Below are 15887 nucleotides of genomic sequence, written 5' to 3' on the forward strand. Positions count from 1 at the left end.
GTTTAATTTTGGAGGTAATAATCAAGATCAATGGCTTTGCTATTCAGGTTCATCAGGGCGTCCAGGTAAAGGCTTCGGATTGCAGTGGCATGGTTGATAAGCTGTACCCATTGCAGGTAATTGATGCTACCGCCCGACAGTTGCTGATTGGCCGTTGTAGTGATCAACGCCGCATTATTTAGTCCGTTCGTTTCATAATATTCAACCGCTGTCAGAAATTTACGGTATTCTGCCAAGGCCGACAAATATTGTGATTTCAAAGCCTGCGCACCCGCCTGATAAGTCTGACGGCTGATTTCTTCATTGATCCGGGCAGCATTGATCCTTGCCTTTTGCGCACCTGCAAAAATGGGAATCCCCACACCGATCTGTGCCGACTGAAATCTTTGGCCACTTCCGTAAGTTTTATCGTCCGCACCCGTGCCACGCATGCTCATGTTGTTGTAGCCAATATTCAGCTGCGGCAAAAGTTTAGATTTTTCTACATCAATCCCGGCAACCGCGATCTGCTGTTGTTGCAGGAGCAACCGCATTTGCGGATGGTTGTCAAGATTAACTGAATCAATCGCTGCAATTGAATTGTAACGGTATTCAGCTTGCAGCGGCTCTGAATTATCCGATAAATTTATTAACAATTGAAATTGCAATCTGGACAAATTCAAATCGGATTCCAGCTGCTGCCTTTGCATTCTGATATCTGCCAGCTGGGTTTCGATGGTTGTTTTTTCGAGAACATCACTTTCCCCTTTATCAAACCGTTCCTGAGCTCTTCGGTAAAATCCGGTATACAGACTGTCAAGTGAGATCAGCAATGCTTCCTTTTTCTTTTGGTATAAAAACATATAATAAACCTGAGCAACATTTCTGCTCAGTTCATTTTCTCTCACCGCTACATTTAAAACGCTTCCTGAAAGTTCACGTTGCAAAAGTGTTTTTTGTTTTGCGTAAACAACCGGCAAACTGAATGATTGCGAGATGTTAAAACGCGTGTCGGTATAAAAACTGTTGATTTGCCCGGCTTCGATCTGGAATCCCGTCTGTGGTAAAACGACTGCCGTTTTTACAAGCGCTTTCTGGTACTCTGTCCTGAGTTTTTCCGTTTTCAGATTTTGATTATTCGCCAACGCCATTTCCTGAGCTGTTTTCAGATCAATTTTGTTCTGAGAAAAACCAGTTGAATTATTAGAAAAAATAATAGCCAGAATTAATAAGGAAACGATTTTCGCTTTTCCATTCATTTTAAACTTAAAACCATTTTCAAAAAACAAATACAGCACCGGAAGGACAAAAAGCGTCAGAAAGGTGGCAACCAGAAGTCCGCCGATGACCACCGTCGCCAGTGGCCGCTGCACTTCGGCACCTGCGCCGGCACTGATCGCCATCGGAAAAAATCCCAGTGACGCCACAAAAGCCGTCATCAGCACAGGTCTCAGCCTATGTTGGGTCCCTTCCAGAACGGCTTCTCTGATCTCCTTTTGTTCTTCTTTTCTGATCCGGTTAAATTCGGCCACCAGCACAATTCCATTTAAAACGGCCACACCGAAAAGTGCAATAAAACCAATTCCGGCACTGATACTAAACGGCATACCGCGCAGCGCCAGAAAAAATATCCCGCCAATGGCAGAAAGCGGAATGGCTGAGTAAATCAGCAGCCCGTCTTTCACCGAATTGAAAGCAAAAAACAGTAGCACAAAAATCAGCAGCAACGACACCGGTACGGCGATCATCAGCCGCTGTTTGGCAGCATTCAGGTTTTCAAAGGAACCGCCGTAGGTTACATAGTATCCCGCCGGAAGTTTCAGATTTTGGTTTACCTTCTTTTGCAGCTCATTTACAATGGTTTGCACATCCCTTCCGCCAATGTTAAATCCGATTACGATTCTTCTTTTAGCATCCTCGCGCTGGATCTGGTTCGGTCCATCCTGAATGATTACCTCAGCAAGTTGATAAAGTGGTATCTGTGTCCCGTTCGGGGCGGCCACCAGCAGGTTGCGGATGTCTTCCAGGTTTTTCTTGCGTTCGCCGCTGAGCCTGACCACGAGTTCAAACCGCTTTTCGCCTTCGAAAACCATACCGGTACTTTGGCCAGCCAGCGCGGTGTTGACCGTTTTATTGACAGCAGAAATATCAAGGCCGTATTGGGCCAGCGCGTTGCGATTGTAACGGATCGTGATTTGTGGCATACCTGACACCGCTTCTACGTATAAATTCTTCGTGCCTTCGACCTGATTCACCATAACGCCGAGTTTCCTGGCATACAGCGCCAGTGTATCCAGGTTTTCGCCAAAAATCTTACAAACTACATCCTGGCGGGCGCCGGTCATCAGCTCATTAAAACGCATCTGCACGGGAAACTGAAACCCGGCTGTTATTCCCGGAACTTCTTTTAACGCCTCGCCCATTTTTTCAGAAAGTTCGGGAAAAGTTTTCGCCGACGTCCAGTCCTTTTTGTCTTTTAAAATCACCATCATATCGCTGGCTTCCATCGGCATTGGATCAGTCGGGACTTCGCCGCTGCCTATTTTGGTAACGACTTTTAAAACTTCCGGGAATTGTGTTTTGAGAATATGCGCCGCTTTTGTTGTATTGTCAATCGTGGTGGTCAGGCTGCTTCCTGTAAGCACGCGGGTGTCTACTGCAAAATCACCTTCTTCCAAAGCCGGAATAAATTCTCCCCCCAGCGTGGTAAGCAGGTATACAGCGGATGCAAAAAGGATCAGCACCGACGTGAGGATCATTTTGGGATAACGGATTACCCGTTCAAGCGCATGGCGGTATTTCATTGCCAGCTTGTCCATAATCCGGTCCGAAAAACCGGGTTCCGTCTTGATTTTTTTGCTCAGAAACACAGCACTCATCATCGGTATGTAGGTCAGCGACAAAATGAACGCGCCCAACAAAGCAAACGCAACGGTTTGTGCCATGGGTTTAAACATTTTACCCTCAATACCCTGTAAAGTGAAAATGGGCAGATACACGATGAGGATGATGACCTGGCCGAAAACGGCACTGTTCATCATCCGGTCGGCGGATTCATTCACCTCTCCATCCATCTGCTGTTGGGTGAGGCGCGTGAGGCCGGCAAACTTCTTATTGTGGGTGATCTGGTGCATGACCGCCTCAACGATGATCACTGCGCCATCGACGATCAATCCAAAATCGAGCGCGCCGAGGCTCATGAGGTTACCGCTTACGCCAAAAGTGTTCATCATAATCACGGCAAAAAGCATCGCGAGCGGAATCACCGAAGCTACGAGCAGACCGGCCCGGAAATTTCCCAGAAACAGCACGAGCACAAAAACGACGATCAGCGCGCCTTCCAGCAAATTTTTACCAACGGTTCCAATGGCATTGTTTACCATTTTGGTTCTGTCCAGGAAAGGCTCTATGACCACGCCTTCCGGCAGCGTTTGCTGGATCTGGGCCACACGTTCTTTTACGTTTTTGATCACCTCACTGCTGTTCGCGCCTTTGAGCATCATCACCACGGCGCCCGAAACTTCCCCTTTGTCGTTGTAGGTCATGGCACCATATCGGGTAGCGAAACTCATTTTTACATCCGCAACGTCGCGGATAAACAAAGGCTGCCCGTCAGCGAGTGACTTGACTGAAACATTTTTAATGTCTTCCAGGTTTTCCACCAAACCTTCGCTCCGGATGTAGAGAACCGTCGGGCCTTTTTCGATGTACGCGCCTCCGGTGTTCTCGTTGTTTTTTTCCAATGCGGTGAAAACATCAGTGATGGTGATGCCATAAGCCAGAAGTTTTTGCGGGTCGATCTCGATAGAATATTGCTTCAACTTTCCACCAAAGCTGCTCACTTCTGCAACGCCTTTAACGCCCAGTAACTGACGGCGGACAATCCAGTCCTGAATTGTGCGCAGATCGGTGGCGTTGTATCGGTGTTCGTAACCTTCTTTGGGACGAACCACATACTGATAAATTTCACCCAGTCCGGTACTGATCGGCCCCAGCTCAGGCGTACCGATTCCCTTCGGGATTTCATTCTGCACTTTCAAAAGCCGCTCCGAAACCTGCTGCCTGGCCCAGTATATATCGACATCGTCGTCAAAAACGATGGTTACCAGAGATAAACCGAACCGCGAAAAACTCCGGATTTCTTTCAAACCGGAGATGTTGTTATTGGCCTGCTCGATCGGAAAAGTAACCAATCTTTCAATATCCGTGGCGCCGAAAGATGGTGCAATCGTAATGACTTGCACCTGGTTATTGGTAATATCAGGCACGGCATCAATTGGAAGCCGCGTTAGCTCATAACTTCCGTAACCGATCAGGGCCACGACTAGTAGTCCGATGATCAGTTTGTTGCTGACTGCAAACCCTATTATTTTATTAAGCATAACGATATAGTTTGGCAGATTTATAAAGTACTGTTTATCAATGACGCTGTTTGGTTGCTCGGGTTTCGACTCCGCTCAACCTGACAGAGATCATGTCATTTTCAATCGGCCGAAGCGATAGCTTGTTTACTCCAAAAAATAGTTACTGCGGCGGACCGTTCAGGATGACTTTTTTAGCAACAGTACAAATTTGTTTTTCACCGCGATAGATTCTGCAATCTTCGTGATCACCAGCGAGGGTACTTCAATTTTGTGATCTGCCAGTTTTACATCAAAATCGGAGATCAGCGTGATTTGTCCATTGCTGATTACAATTCGACCTTTTATACTCCGGTTCTGTTTTACGCCATGCATGTCCATAATGCCGTCCACTTGCACAGCGTAATTTCCATCTTTACTGTAATCAATAGGTTCCTTGATTTTTCCTGTAAATACCGCCGCCGGATATTTTTCGGTTTCCATATAATTTTCATTGAAGTGTTCTTCCATGAGTTTATTGGGAAAATGAAAACTGCGCTGTTGCATTTTAATCGCCAGCTCGCCGTTGGCAGTATTGAGAATTACCAAAACCTGCTTGTTGACCGCAGCGATATTTTCAAGCGGGGTTTCGGAGAAAAAACTGGTCTCGCCTGTTTTGGTCATGTACAATTGTCCGTAACAGGTAATCGCTAGGAGCTGGCTGATCATCAGCACCAGCATCACTTTAAATGTTTTAGTATCCACTGGATTTGCGTTTTTTACTTTTGTCAAAACTGAATGTCCGGGCCACGTTAAAACCATAGAAAATATCGCCGCTGTTCCACTTTCCTGTTGTTTGTCCAATGAACTGTTTCTCGATCATTCCTCTTGAATTTGTCAAGTGAAGCTGGAATACGTGGCCACCTGTTTCGATATCAAAACCCAGTGATAGCGTATTCGTAAAGCTTGGATCTCTCTGCGTAGAACCGGCAAAACTTTCCGGCGTGTACCAGTATTCGACGTTAAACGAAGTGCGTTTGGTCAGTTTGTAACGGCCTCCCATTCCCAGCGTATAAAGATTGTTGGCATCGATCTGGTTTTCTGCCAGATTACGGTGAACCACAGTTGGCATTAACTGCAACGACAGACTTTCATTGAACTTTCTGGCTATCAAGGCCTGGAAAGTGTAAGTCTGCCGCTGCACGATGGTGTAAAAAGGAAGTTCTGTTGATGAAGTGCTTGCATTGTGGGCATCACTCGCAAAAAGGGTCACCGACACCGGCATGTTTTTAAAACCCGATGACTGTCTGAGCAAACGGTATTTGGCAAAAACGTCAATGGTTTTCTGGTAACTGCTTCTGCCAATGCCGATCATCAGACGATCCGTGACTCCATATTCCAAAGCCAGCCGGATCTGCGATTGATCCAATCCGAAGAAATTGTTTGCTCCGGAATTGACGGCCCCAAACCGGTGGGAAATAATAAAATCCATGTTGTTTTTACCCACGGTCTCCACAGAATGCCCGTTGATGATACGCGTTCCTTTGAAAGTTGCCGCGCTATATACTGTCGCCGAATCCTGAATCTGATCCAGCTGTTTTAATAAATCATCCTGTGCATAAGACCACGAACTGATCATGGCCATTGCAATGGCTAAGCGTATTTTCATTCTGCTAAAAATTAGGCTGTAATGGTCAAAATATTTCCGGTCAGACTGGTGGTATAGACGGCTATTCCTTTTTTCCCGTCGCCGTTCAGCCCCTTTCCATTGTTGTCGTATTTGGCACCATGTGCAGTGCAGTAAAAATGATCCGTTTGGTAAATAATCTCCCTTTTCCCTTCATGGCTGCAAGTAAGCGTGGCGGCGATGTAGGCACCGGTATTACTCTTAGCGATCACGACACCGTCCTTGATCACATATCCGCCATTATTTTTCAGGGCTGCGTTTTCGGAAGCGCTCAAATCCAGCGTCAGATTTGTAGGTGCAGGGCTTACCCGATCATTGGTACAGGATTGAAGATTAGCTCCAAAATAGACTGCCGCCAAAGCTGACCCTGCAAAACCAAGTTTTCTTAAAAATTCATGGCGGTTGATGTTTTCCGCGTTTTGCTCAGAGTTCATAAGAATGTATTTGTTTAAAAATGCTTTTGTCTCAAAGACCAGTCAAATGTAAAGCGGGCATTCTTAGTGTATTCTCAAGGAAATCTTAAGGTTTGCTTAAGATTGAAAGGTGAGGCGTGCAGTGGTGCCTGTGCCTGGCTGACTCTCGATGGTAAATCGGATGGTAAGCAGTTCACACATCCGTTTTACAATTGAAAGTCCCAATCCGTTGCCTGTAATTTGAGGATGCTGAAGGGGATTGGAGCGGTAAAAAGGTTCCTGTATTTTCAGGATCTCCTCCGCGGCAATTCCGATACCTGTGTCTTTGACAGAAAAAGATATTTCGTTTCCTGATTTTTTGATCACAATATGAATTTTTCCGTTTTCGAACGAATATTTGATGGCGTTCGATAGGAGATTTTCAATAATGATATCTACCATATACGGGTCACTGTAAACGTAATAATGTTCATCGCTGTCCAGATCAACAGAAAGTCCTCTCTCCATTATTTGTTTCTGTTGCCTTTGGAGTATGGTTTCCGCCAGCTCCGAAAGGTCCATCCGCTGATGATCCATGGCTTTTTTCTGGCTCTCAAAACGTGCCAGCAGCAACAATTGATCCACCAGGTAACTGATCCTGTTGATTTCCTTAATGGAAAAAGCAACTTTCTCCACATACTCCTGGGCAGTCCGGGGCTTACGGATGAGCACTTCCAGCGTACCCTTGATAACAGCCAGCGGGGTTCTCAGTTCATGTGAAGCATCAGAAGTAAACTGTTTTTCCCTTTCCACCGCATTTTCTATCCGATCCATCAGATCATTGATGGTAACAACCAGTTTTCCCAGTTCGTCTTTACCAACTGGTAGCGGAATGCGGGCACTCAGGTTTTCGTTGGTGATTTTACTGGCTGTATTAATTACGCTCAGCACTGGCTGAATGCTCTTGCCCGCAATGAACCTGGTCACAAAAAACAGCACCAGCAGCACAATCGGGAATGCGATCAGGAGTACATTTTTGAGTGTATCCAAAACTTCCTCCGACTCGGCAATAGGTATGGCCACAACCAGGTAACCGGCCATTTCAGCTTTTTCTTTCAATGCAACCTGCATCTGTGCAATGGAAAGTCCTTTGAGTTTGCTCCGGAAAAACACCCTGTCTTCTTTGGAAAAATCTGCTGTGAGCGAATCTTGTTTCAGATTCGGCGATTTTTCTATGGCAACCCCTTTTCGATCGGTAATCTGCACAAATACCGGATTGACTTCCAGCTCCCGGTGCTCCCGCTCAAACCACTCCGCCTTATCAGCTATATAGGGTTCCCCATCTTTGATCCCGACCTCATAGTAATGCTTGTCGGCCTCAAACATGATATCTTTCTGCAGACCATTATATACGGCAAGACTTACAACATAGTGAACCACAAAAAAGATTAACGCCACCAAAAGCGCCGTACTCATTGTAAAATTGAAAGCAATCTTGTTCTTGTAGGAAGTAATCATCATACTGGCTGGCCGATATCTTTTGCTATGTAACCCATCCCGCGAACAGTTTGGATGTAATCTTCCTCTTTTGCCAGTTTGAGTTTTTTCCGTAATGAATTGATATAAACGTCGATCACGCCCGTGTTATACTCAAAGTGGATGTCCCATACGCTCTCAATGATCCGTGTTCGCCGACAAACCTTCCCCTTGTTCCTCAAAAGAAATTCAAGTAGGCTGAATTCCTTTTGTGTGAGTTTTATTTCTTCCAACCCCTTGAACACCTGATGCGATTGTGTGTCTATACGTATAGGCCCCAGTGTAAATTCAGCCTGTTCACCGGTAGCAGGACGCAGCTGTACCTTGATCCTTTCCAGAAGCTCGTCGAAACTGAACGGTTTTTTTATATAGTCATTCGCTCCCGCCTGTAATCCAAAGATCGTATCCTGAACCGTATCACGCGCGGTAAGAAAGATAACGGGGGTTTTTGAAAAGTACTTCCTGAACTCGCGGCAGATCTCTACGCCACTTTTTCCCGGCAACATCCAGTCTATCAGCAACAAGTCATAGTCGCCGGTTAAGGCCATGTCCAGACCTGTTTTTCCATCTGATGCGGTATCCACCGCATACGCTTCCTCCTCTAAACCCTGCTGAAGAAAATTCAGGATTCCTTTCTCATCTTCTATTATCAGGATTCTCATAAACCTTACTTGTTACAGATTAAGTAATAAATATAAAGCAAATTGATTATTCTCAATTGAGCATGCCAATTAAAGTACACCTGCCTATATTATCCCTTAAAGATTTCTTAAGATATCCTTAAAACATTTTTCAGATTAAAAGCTAGCTGAGAAATATATCCCGCCAGTAACGTCATACATGGATTTTCATTGATGAGCTCTCCTTTTATCCACGAAACTTTTTGGTAAAGTCCTTATAGCTTAGTACCAGGAGCAGAACTACATACACTGCAGAAAGCAAATAAAAGTTCTGCCGGCTTGTTCCAACTCCTTCCGTGTAATTTAACATACGAAAAGGAGCAGCGTAAGGCAGAAAAATGATATACTGCCACCCCTTTAACAGCAATCCGCTAATCAGCCCCCCCAAACCTATTGCCAGCGAAGTGATCATGTTTTTGAATCGGAATGATAGCCAGAACTGCAACAAAACCATTGGTAAAATAGAAATTAGGAACTCCGATATAAACCTGAAAAGGTGAAGTCCTGGTACCGGAATTTTTGAAAATCCGAAAGCGGGAACCAGATAACCTAAGGCAAGACCAGCCCCTACGGCGAATGACAGATATAATGTAAAAAAGGCTATGACCATGGCGACAATAATCATCAGCTTACCCAGATAAATACAGCCCCTACTAATTGGCAAAGAAAATAAGTGTTTCCAGGCATTTGCCTGATGTTCGATATGTATGATCAGGCCAACGATCAACAGCACAAAGCCTGCTGAAAAAAAACAGCAGCCGTTCAACGTGCGGATAAGAAAATCGTTCCAAGGGTTTACTCCCTGTCCCGGTAGGAACGCTTTAATATCCGACAGGTAGGTGATAAACAAAATTAGAGGGACAAAAAGGGCGCCTGATACCGTAAGCCAGAGCGCAAATGTGTTTTTAAGCTTCAGGAGCTCCGTGCGGAACAGTTTCATTATATTTCATCCTTTAAAAATGAGAGAAAGGTTTCTTCCAGACTACATGCCACAAGCTGTGCGCGATGGATGCGTAGCCCCGCCATGGTCAGGATAGTAATCACCTGAGCTAGTTGATCTTTATCCACATATTTCACTTCGAGAAATTTGGTGGCATTTATCACTTGTTGATGCGCTTCTCTCAGCGTTTTCAGCGCCAAACTGTTGTCATCAGTATCGATTTCAATAACCGCTTTACTAAGTCCCATTTGCCGCAGTTCCTCCACAGAGCCCTGGAAACGCATGGCCCCGTGACCAATAATACCAACATGAGAGACCAGCCTTTCCACCTCGGACAGCAAATGACTGGATACCAGGATGGTGACGCCATGCTCCTCGTTCAGCTCGCCCAGCAGCTCTCTAATTTCTACGATTCCGTTAGGGTCAAGTCCATTGGTAGGCTCGTCGAGGATCAGCAACCCTGGCGAATGAAGAAGTGCCACTGCCAGGCCAAGCCGCTGTTTCATGCCTAGTGAATAGTTTCGAACGAGTTTTCCTGCCTGTTTACCCAACCCCACAGTGCTGAGCATTTCCTGTACCCGGCTCCTTGCAATTCCTCTCAGGTTTGCAATTACTTTGAGGTTGTCAAAACCTGTTAGGTGTTCATATAAGGATGGTGTTTCAATGAGCACACCCGTTTGGGAAAGTATGAGATTCCGATCATTGCTAAGCGATTTTCCGAAAATTTTGACGTATCCTGTGCTGGCGGGAAGCAGATCAAGCAATAGTCTAATGGTCGTTGTTTTACCTGCCCCATTCTGCCCCAGGAAACCGTAAATGGCGCCTTTTGGTATTCTCAGGTCGAGGTCCTTCACAACGGGCCGATCCTTGGTAAAGCTAAAAGACAGACTATGGGTTTCAATGGCAAGTTCATTCTCATCAATCATATCTTTGTATTTTAAAATGACTGACAAATATTCCCGGCTTTGTTGACATAGGAAAATGATCCGGACATAACCGGTTATTCACCTGCCTGATTGTGCAGTTGTGGTGCCGAATCTTTTGGAGGTTCATTACTTGCGTTGGGCACCAAAAAGTCTGCTTTCGGCACGAAAGGTTTCGAAAGCGGCATGGATTGCCCATATTTGAGTCATGAAACAGCTGGAATATTTTATTGGAAAAGTTATGGTCTCCAGGTTGTTTTTGCACCTGGCCTTCTGCCTGGCTTTTGTTACGGTGTTTTCCTCCTCCGTCATTTTAAGTGGCAATCATGACGTGGCCATTGCTGCCATGATTAGTTGCCTATACATTTTGACGTCTACTTATGTGGGCAGATGGTATGGTAAGTCCTGGCTAAACCGATCAGCCGTTCGAATGTCCCTTCCTAGGTTGGTTTTGAGTTTTCTTATACTCGTATTGGGGGGAGCTGCTGGCGCCGCATATATGTTCAAAGGTAATGTGAACGGATTCTTCTTCCAGAACCTGGCTATTTGTTTTCCCATTTCAGTACTCTTTGTATTTTTTGGTTTCGCCATTGCCCTTGCCCGTCACGCCATATGGATGCAAGTCAATGAAGCCAAAATCTTACAGGAACATAAGGAAAGCGAGCTTCGGCTGCTTTTGTCGCAACTAAGCCCACATTTTCTATTTAATACCCTCAACAATATTTATGGAATTTCCCTTACCCAACAGCAAAGAGTACCGAAACTCCTGCTTAAACTTTCCGAACTGCTACGATATAGTGTTTATGAAACCCGAGAAGAATTTATTCCACTTCAGAATGAGCTGCTGTATTTAAACAATTACATTGAGTTTGAAAAAATCCAGAACAGTGACAGGCTGGTTCTGGAACTTAAGATTGATGAACATCGGGACGATCGGGTCCGGATTGCACCCATGCTATTGATTGTTTTTGTTGAAAATGCATTCAAATATGCCAAGGCTACCCGTAAGCCACATATGCTGATTGGCATCACATTGCATGGGGAAAATGACTGGATTAACTTCACGATCCAAAATTCATTTGACCCTGACCATAAGGATCAACCAGGCTTTGACGAGCCATCCGGGATTGGCCTCCACCATACCTTAAAAAGATTGAACCTGATTTACGGCAAGGATTTTTTTTACAATGTCCGGACCGACATTGACACCTACCAGGTAGAATTAAGGTTGAAAGCAAAATAATATGATCAATTGCCTAATTGTTGATGACGCCCCGGTAGCTCGGGAAATTTTGGTGGAATACTGCAAACTGCTTCCTGTGCTTCGCGTGGTGGGGCTATGTAGTAATGCTTTCGAAGCTCGGGAGAAAATACAACAGCTACAAGTAGACCTGCTTCTGATGGACATCAACATGCCGTTGCTGTCGGGGATTGAACTTTTAAAGACTTTGAAAAAACCTCCGCTGGTGGTTTTCACTACAGCGTACAAAGAATTTGCCACCGATGCATTTGACCTGGCTGCCTGTGACTATCTGCTTAAACCGTTTTCTATCGAACGCTTCATCATCGCAATCGACCGTGTAGCAGAAAAGCTGAATTCCGAAACCCTAACCAAAGCTACACTACCACCAGCCAGCCTAAGCAATCATTTACTATTGCGAACAGAGGGCAGGATCAACAAGTTAAATTATGATCAGATTGTATATTTGGAAGCCAGCAGGAACAACACAAAAGTCTTCACCCTCAGCGAAATCTTGATCAGTTCGACACCACTTTCATCTCTTGAAACACAACTTCCTACCAAACTTTTTTTCAGAGTTCATCGGTCATTTATTATTAATTTTTCAAAAATAACCAGCTTACAGGGTAACCAGATCATTTTGGGCAAAATGGAAGTTCCGCTGGGAGGCAACTTTAAAGATGAGTTCCTGAAAATACTGGGCTTATAGCACGAAAATGCAATGCTTTCGGAAAAATCGGCATGAGCCAGTCGGTAGTTGATAAAAAACTCAAAACTGCTACGGAACGGATATGTAGGTCAGTGACTTTTTGATATCCATCAGACTGAAAAAAGCGGCTCAGTTCTTCAACCAAAAATGCTTTTTCCTGGCTCGTTAGTAGCTTTCTCCCCGTGGATGTTAACCGAGCATTTTTAATTAAATCGTCTATCATTTTTGTTCTGGTTTGGGGCACAAACCAGTCCAAAGATAAAGCGGTTAGGAACAAATCTTAGTTGCTCCTGGTTGTCCAAAGGCTTAAACTTTCATTACTTCTCTATTTTGTCCTCTATCTTCTTTAGTCTTTTAAGTACTTCCGTCATCGCAACAGATATATGCTGCACATCCGAGACAGGCTTGGGAATTTCCTTGGACTGGTAGCTATGGTATTTCCAGATTTCGAGCACGTCGCCAATGCTGACCTGGTAGGGTTTGTATGCCTGGTTGAATGATTCCAGGTGAAGCATGCGTTCCTCGGCGTTCATGGTCACTTTCTTGAATACAAAATCCTGCTCTCCTCTCAGGATCACAATGCAGGGCGTTCCACGCTTGATGCTTGTCCAATCCTCTATGAACCCACAGATAACTTCCGCATTTTCCGGGACAGGAAACATGGAATCACCGGTTGTCGGGAACATGCGGAAACTGCCCGAAGGCAAATTCGGCATAGAGAACCTAGGCAAAGCTGCCAAATACTCGGGATCGGAATAGCCCGCGCTGTACCCGGCTTTTGCCTTTATTGGCACATATTCCAAATTCTCCTTATTGGACTTGTCCACTGTGATGGCAAGTACCCGAAGGTTGCTGCCTGTAGTGTACACATCGTTGCCTGCCTGAAGATCCCGCAGCTTCAGTTCCCCCAATTTGACCAGGTCTATCCGCATCAATGTGTCGATGCTTAGCTGGAAATAATCCGAGAATTTAAAGTAGTCAGCAGGCTGAGGTGCTCCGGTTTTGCCCGACTCCAGCGCATTTAATTTAACACGCGTCATAGAAAGTTGATCCGCAAGGTCTTGCTGGGTAAGCTGCTTCCTTTTTCGGAGAAATTTAATGTTCTGTGCAAAAAAATATTTTGGAGTATTCATATGTTTTAGCTACTATTGGTATCACAGTTTTGTCACAATTGGTATCAAATATAAAGTAAAAAGATGAGGATATGGAAACTGCGATGAGAAAAAATGAGCTGATCGATAAACTGCGGAGCGAGATTCTATCATTGCAGGGATTCCGTTCGCCTGCTGCCGGGGGGCATCAAACCCAATTCGGATTAGGCCCTGTGGAAAGGGCCTTTCCCAACGGCATCTTTCCGACCGGGGCCGTGCACGAATTCATAAGCAACAGTCCCGAACAGTCTGCGGCCACATCAGGTTTTATGGCCGCTCTAACGGGCAAACTGATGAAAACAGAGGGGATGTGCGCATGGATCGGCACCAGACGAAACATCTTTCCACTTGGCCTGAAAGCTTTCGGCCTTTCACCGGAGCGAATCATTTTTATCGACCTGAAAAGGGAGCGCGACCTGCTCTGGGCAGTCGAAGAAGCCCTTAAATGCGACGCATTTTCAGCAGTTGTCGGCCAGGTGAAAGAATTGAACCTGACTGAATCCCGTCGCTTGCAACTAGCGGTTGAAGAAAGCCGGGTGACCGGCCTCATGCACCGAATATCGCCAAGGATATCTACTGCCGTTGCCTCCGCATGCCGATGGAAGATTAATCCTTTGCCTACCCAGGCGGCAGATGGCTTACCGGGAATCGGCTGTCCGCGTTGGGAGGTCAACATTGTAAAGGTGCGGAATGGTGAACCCGGACGCTGGCACATTCAGTGGACGGAAGATCACTTCGAACAGGTTAATTATCAAAAACTTATCGCACACGAGCAGGTTTCGCAAGTTGGCTAATCATGAAACGGTATATCACCATATGGTTCCGGCATCTTCTTACAGACCGTCAAATACTTAGGGCACCTGAGCTTGCTGTAGAGCCATTTGTGCTGGCCGCTAAACAAAAGAACCGTATTGTGGTGATGGCGGCGAATCAACTGGCTGAGAAGTTAGGGATTGAGGCCGGGATGGTCGTAGCCGATGCCCGAGCTCTGCTGCCATCCCTGCAGGTCCTCGATTATGACCCTTCGGCTTCCGGTGAAATGCTTGCTGCTATAGCTGAATGGGCCATCCGGTTTACTCCGCTGGTGGCAATAGACCCGCCTGACGGTCTCATCCTGGACGCAACAGGATGCGCACATCTGTGGGGCGGCGAGGTAGGTTATCTCAAAGACATTATGGCCCGATTGAAAACTTCGGGATATGATGTCCGCGCAGGGGTAGCTGATACCATCGCTGCTGCCTGGGCAGTTTCAAGGTATTCCCGCGCCTTTCCCATCATCAAGCCCGGTGAACAAATGCAGGCGTTGATGCCGCTACCACCGAACGCATTGAGACTGCCCCGTGAAATCGTTGAAAAACTAAACAAGCTTGGTCTCTACCAGATTAAAAGCTTCATCTATATGCCTGCGTCCGCGTTGCGGCGCAGGTTTGGCCAGATCCTGCTGGATCAATTGGGTAAAGCCCTTGGCCACCACCAGGAGACATTTGAACCTGTCCGTCCCGTTGAGGTCTATCAGGAGCGGCTACCTAGCCTTGAACCCATACGGACAGCTACCGGAATAGAAATAGCCCTGCAAAAGCTCCTGGAAAAGTTATGCTCCAGGCTTGCTAAAGAGGACAAAGGTTTGCGACAGGCAATACTAACCTGCTACCGCATTGATGGCGAAACCCGTCAAATCGAAATTGGCACCAATGGGCCTTCGTGCAGCGCAGGGCATCTTTTTAAGTTGTTCGAGCTAAAAATATCCACTATTGAGCCTGCCCTGGGTATTGAGTTATTTGTTCTGGATGCACCCGTGGTGGAAGAATTACCGGCAGCCCAGAAAGCGCTGTGGCGTTTAAATGGCAGGGAAAAGCATGTCGCTATTGCCGAATTGCTTGACCGGCTCGTTGCACGCGCAGGCAATGATATCGTTCACCGCTACCTGCCTGCAGAACACCACTGGCCGGAGCGGTCGGTTGTAGAGGCAATATCACTACTGGATGAAGCCCAGACCTATTGGAAGATTGACCAGCCAAGGCCTGTTGCGCTTTTGCCTGCTCCTGAGCGGATTGATGTCACAGCCCCCGTCCCTGATTACCCTCCGATGCTCTTCCGCTATAAGGGCGAGGTGCATAAGATCAGGCGGGCAGATGGCCCGGACCGGATCGAACAGGAATGGTGGCTTTCGGACGGGCTGCACCGGGACTACTATTCCGTGGAGGATGAGCGTGGCTATCGGTATTGGATATTCCGGCTAGGCCAATACACCGATGACCGCACCCCGGAGTGGTTTATCCATGGATTCTTTGCTTAAAACTTTGAAGAGAT

14 protein-coding genes are annotated in these 15887 nt (G+C 46.1%); 4 read left to right on the top strand and 10 right to left on the bottom strand.

Features of this window, described 5'->3' with window-relative positions; translation table 11 throughout:
• Nucleotides 1-2 precede the first annotated feature (2 nt).
• The 8 genes from DYADSP32_RS08580 to DYADSP32_RS08615 form a co-directional block, all read right to left on the bottom strand.
• Nucleotides 3-4361, bottom strand: a complete 4359-nt coding sequence (locus DYADSP32_RS08580) for a CusA/CzcA family heavy metal efflux RND transporter (protein ID WP_149243112.1) — start codon at nucleotides 4359-4361, stop codon at nucleotides 3-5.
• 159 nt (nucleotides 4362-4520) lie between these two features.
• Nucleotides 4521-5084, bottom strand: coding sequence for a YceI family protein (locus DYADSP32_RS08585; protein ID WP_414617630.1), 564 nt, complete (start codon nucleotides 5082-5084; stop codon nucleotides 4521-4523).
• Nucleotides 5074-5988 carry a DUF5777 family beta-barrel protein gene (locus DYADSP32_RS08590; RefSeq protein ID WP_149243111.1) on the bottom strand — a complete coding sequence of 305 codons (915 nt, stop codon included), beginning with the start codon at nucleotides 5986-5988 and terminating at the stop codon, nucleotides 5074-5076. The genes DYADSP32_RS08585 and DYADSP32_RS08590 overlap by 11 nt, the downstream gene beginning before the upstream one ends.
• Nucleotides 5989-5999: 11 nt before the next feature.
• The gene (locus DYADSP32_RS08595; RefSeq protein ID WP_149243110.1) at nucleotides 6000-6440 is read right to left on the bottom strand and encodes a Rieske 2Fe-2S domain-containing protein; all 441 of its coding nucleotides are present in this window, start codon (nucleotides 6438-6440) and stop codon (nucleotides 6000-6002) included.
• A 96-nt stretch (nucleotides 6441-6536) separates the two neighbouring features.
• Entirely contained in the window at nucleotides 6537-7919 is a 1383-nt protein-coding gene (locus DYADSP32_RS08600) for an ATP-binding protein (RefSeq protein WP_149243109.1), read from the bottom strand.
• On the bottom strand, nucleotides 7916-8596 hold the full coding sequence (locus DYADSP32_RS08605; RefSeq protein WP_149243108.1) for a response regulator transcription factor: 681 nt from the start codon (nucleotides 8594-8596) through the stop codon (nucleotides 7916-7918). Before DYADSP32_RS08605 ends, DYADSP32_RS08600 begins: the two co-directional genes overlap by 4 nt.
• 205 nt (nucleotides 8597-8801) lie before the next feature.
• Nucleotides 8802-9554, bottom strand: coding sequence for an ABC transporter permease (locus DYADSP32_RS08610; RefSeq protein ID WP_149243107.1), 753 nt, complete (start codon nucleotides 9552-9554; stop codon nucleotides 8802-8804).
• Nucleotides 9554-10480: an ABC transporter ATP-binding protein gene (locus DYADSP32_RS08615; RefSeq protein WP_149243106.1), complete on the bottom strand. Its 927-nt coding sequence runs from the start codon at nucleotides 10478-10480 to the stop codon at nucleotides 9554-9556. The genes DYADSP32_RS08610 and DYADSP32_RS08615 overlap by 1 nt, the downstream gene beginning before the upstream one ends.
• 205 nt (nucleotides 10481-10685) lie before the next feature.
• On the opposite strand from DYADSP32_RS08615, the gene DYADSP32_RS08620 reads away from it, so the two are divergent.
• A complete protein-coding gene (locus DYADSP32_RS08620) occupies nucleotides 10686-11720 on the top strand; it encodes a histidine kinase (RefSeq protein WP_149243105.1) in 1035 nt (344 codons plus the stop codon).
• A 1-nt stretch (nucleotide 11721) separates the two neighbouring features.
• Nucleotides 11722-12426, top strand: a complete 705-nt coding sequence (locus DYADSP32_RS08625) for a LytR/AlgR family response regulator transcription factor (RefSeq protein ID WP_149243104.1) — start codon at nucleotides 11722-11724, stop codon at nucleotides 12424-12426.
• On the opposite strand, the gene DYADSP32_RS08630 is transcribed toward DYADSP32_RS08625, so the two are convergent.
• Entirely contained in the window at nucleotides 12392-12649 is a 258-nt protein-coding gene (locus DYADSP32_RS08630; protein ID WP_149243103.1) for a hypothetical protein, read from the bottom strand. The two genes, DYADSP32_RS08625 and DYADSP32_RS08630, sit on opposite strands and share 35 nt — an antisense overlap.
• A 94-nt stretch (nucleotides 12650-12743) precedes the next feature.
• Entirely contained in the window at nucleotides 12744-13559 is an 816-nt protein-coding gene (locus DYADSP32_RS08635; protein ID WP_149243102.1) for a helix-turn-helix domain-containing protein, read from the bottom strand.
• A gap of 71 nt (nucleotides 13560-13630) precedes the next feature.
• Between DYADSP32_RS08635 and DYADSP32_RS08640 the strand changes: the two genes are divergently transcribed.
• Together DYADSP32_RS08640 and DYADSP32_RS08645 are read left to right on the top strand one after the other, a co-directional pair.
• Nucleotides 13631-14371 carry an Error-prone repair protein ImuA gene (locus tag DYADSP32_RS08640; RefSeq protein WP_149243101.1) on the top strand — a complete coding sequence of 247 codons (741 nt, stop codon included), beginning with the start codon at nucleotides 13631-13633 and terminating at the stop codon, nucleotides 14369-14371.
• 2 nt (nucleotides 14372-14373) lie between these two features.
• Nucleotides 14374-15873: a Y-family DNA polymerase gene (locus DYADSP32_RS08645; protein WP_149243100.1), complete on the top strand. Its 1500-nt coding sequence runs from the start codon at nucleotides 14374-14376 to the stop codon at nucleotides 15871-15873.
• Nucleotides 15874-15887 lie beyond the last annotated feature (14 nt).

This window comes from Dyadobacter sp. 32 (genome assembly GCF_902506755.1).
In the GTDB taxonomy this organism is placed as follows: Bacteria; Bacteroidota; Bacteroidia; order Cytophagales; family Spirosomataceae; genus Dyadobacter.

What these genes read in the sequence shown, in the direction of transcription:
- DYADSP32_RS08600 (WP_149243109.1), bottom strand. Translation starts at nt 7,919, where the DNA reads ATGATGATTACTTCCTACAAGAACAAGATTGCTTTCAATTTTACAATG.
- DYADSP32_RS08625 (WP_149243104.1), top strand. Translation starts at nt 11,722, where the DNA reads ATGATCAATTGCCTAATTGTTGATGACGCCCCGGTAGCTCGGGAAATT.
- DYADSP32_RS08635 (WP_149243102.1), bottom strand. Translation starts at nt 13,559, where the DNA reads ATGAATACTCCAAAATATTTTTTTGCACAGAACATTAAATTTCTCCGA.
- DYADSP32_RS08590 (WP_149243111.1), bottom strand. Translation starts at nt 5,988, where the DNA reads ATGAAAATACGCTTAGCCATTGCAATGGCCATGATCAGTTCGTGGTCT.
- DYADSP32_RS08620 (WP_149243105.1), top strand. Translation starts at nt 10,686, where the DNA reads ATGAAACAGCTGGAATATTTTATTGGAAAAGTTATGGTCTCCAGGTTG.
- DYADSP32_RS08610 (WP_149243107.1), bottom strand. Translation starts at nt 9,554, where the DNA reads ATGAAACTGTTCCGCACGGAGCTCCTGAAGCTTAAAAACACATTTGCG.
- DYADSP32_RS08615 (WP_149243106.1), bottom strand. Translation starts at nt 10,480, where the DNA reads ATGATTGATGAGAATGAACTTGCCATTGAAACCCATAGTCTGTCTTTT.
- DYADSP32_RS08605 (WP_149243108.1), bottom strand. Translation starts at nt 8,596, where the DNA reads ATGAGAATCCTGATAATAGAAGATGAGAAAGGAATCCTGAATTTTCTT.
- DYADSP32_RS08640 (WP_149243101.1), top strand. Translation starts at nt 13,631, where the DNA reads ATGGAAACTGCGATGAGAAAAAATGAGCTGATCGATAAACTGCGGAGC.
- DYADSP32_RS08630 (WP_149243103.1), bottom strand. Translation starts at nt 12,649, where the DNA reads ATGATAGACGATTTAATTAAAAATGCTCGGTTAACATCCACGGGGAGA.
- DYADSP32_RS08645 (WP_149243100.1), top strand. Translation starts at nt 14,374, where the DNA reads ATGAAACGGTATATCACCATATGGTTCCGGCATCTTCTTACAGACCGT.
- DYADSP32_RS08580 (WP_149243112.1), bottom strand. Translation starts at nt 4,361, where the DNA reads ATGCTTAATAAAATAATAGGGTTTGCAGTCAGCAACAAACTGATCATC.
- DYADSP32_RS08595 (WP_149243110.1), bottom strand. Translation starts at nt 6,440, where the DNA reads ATGAACTCTGAGCAAAACGCGGAAAACATCAACCGCCATGAATTTTTA.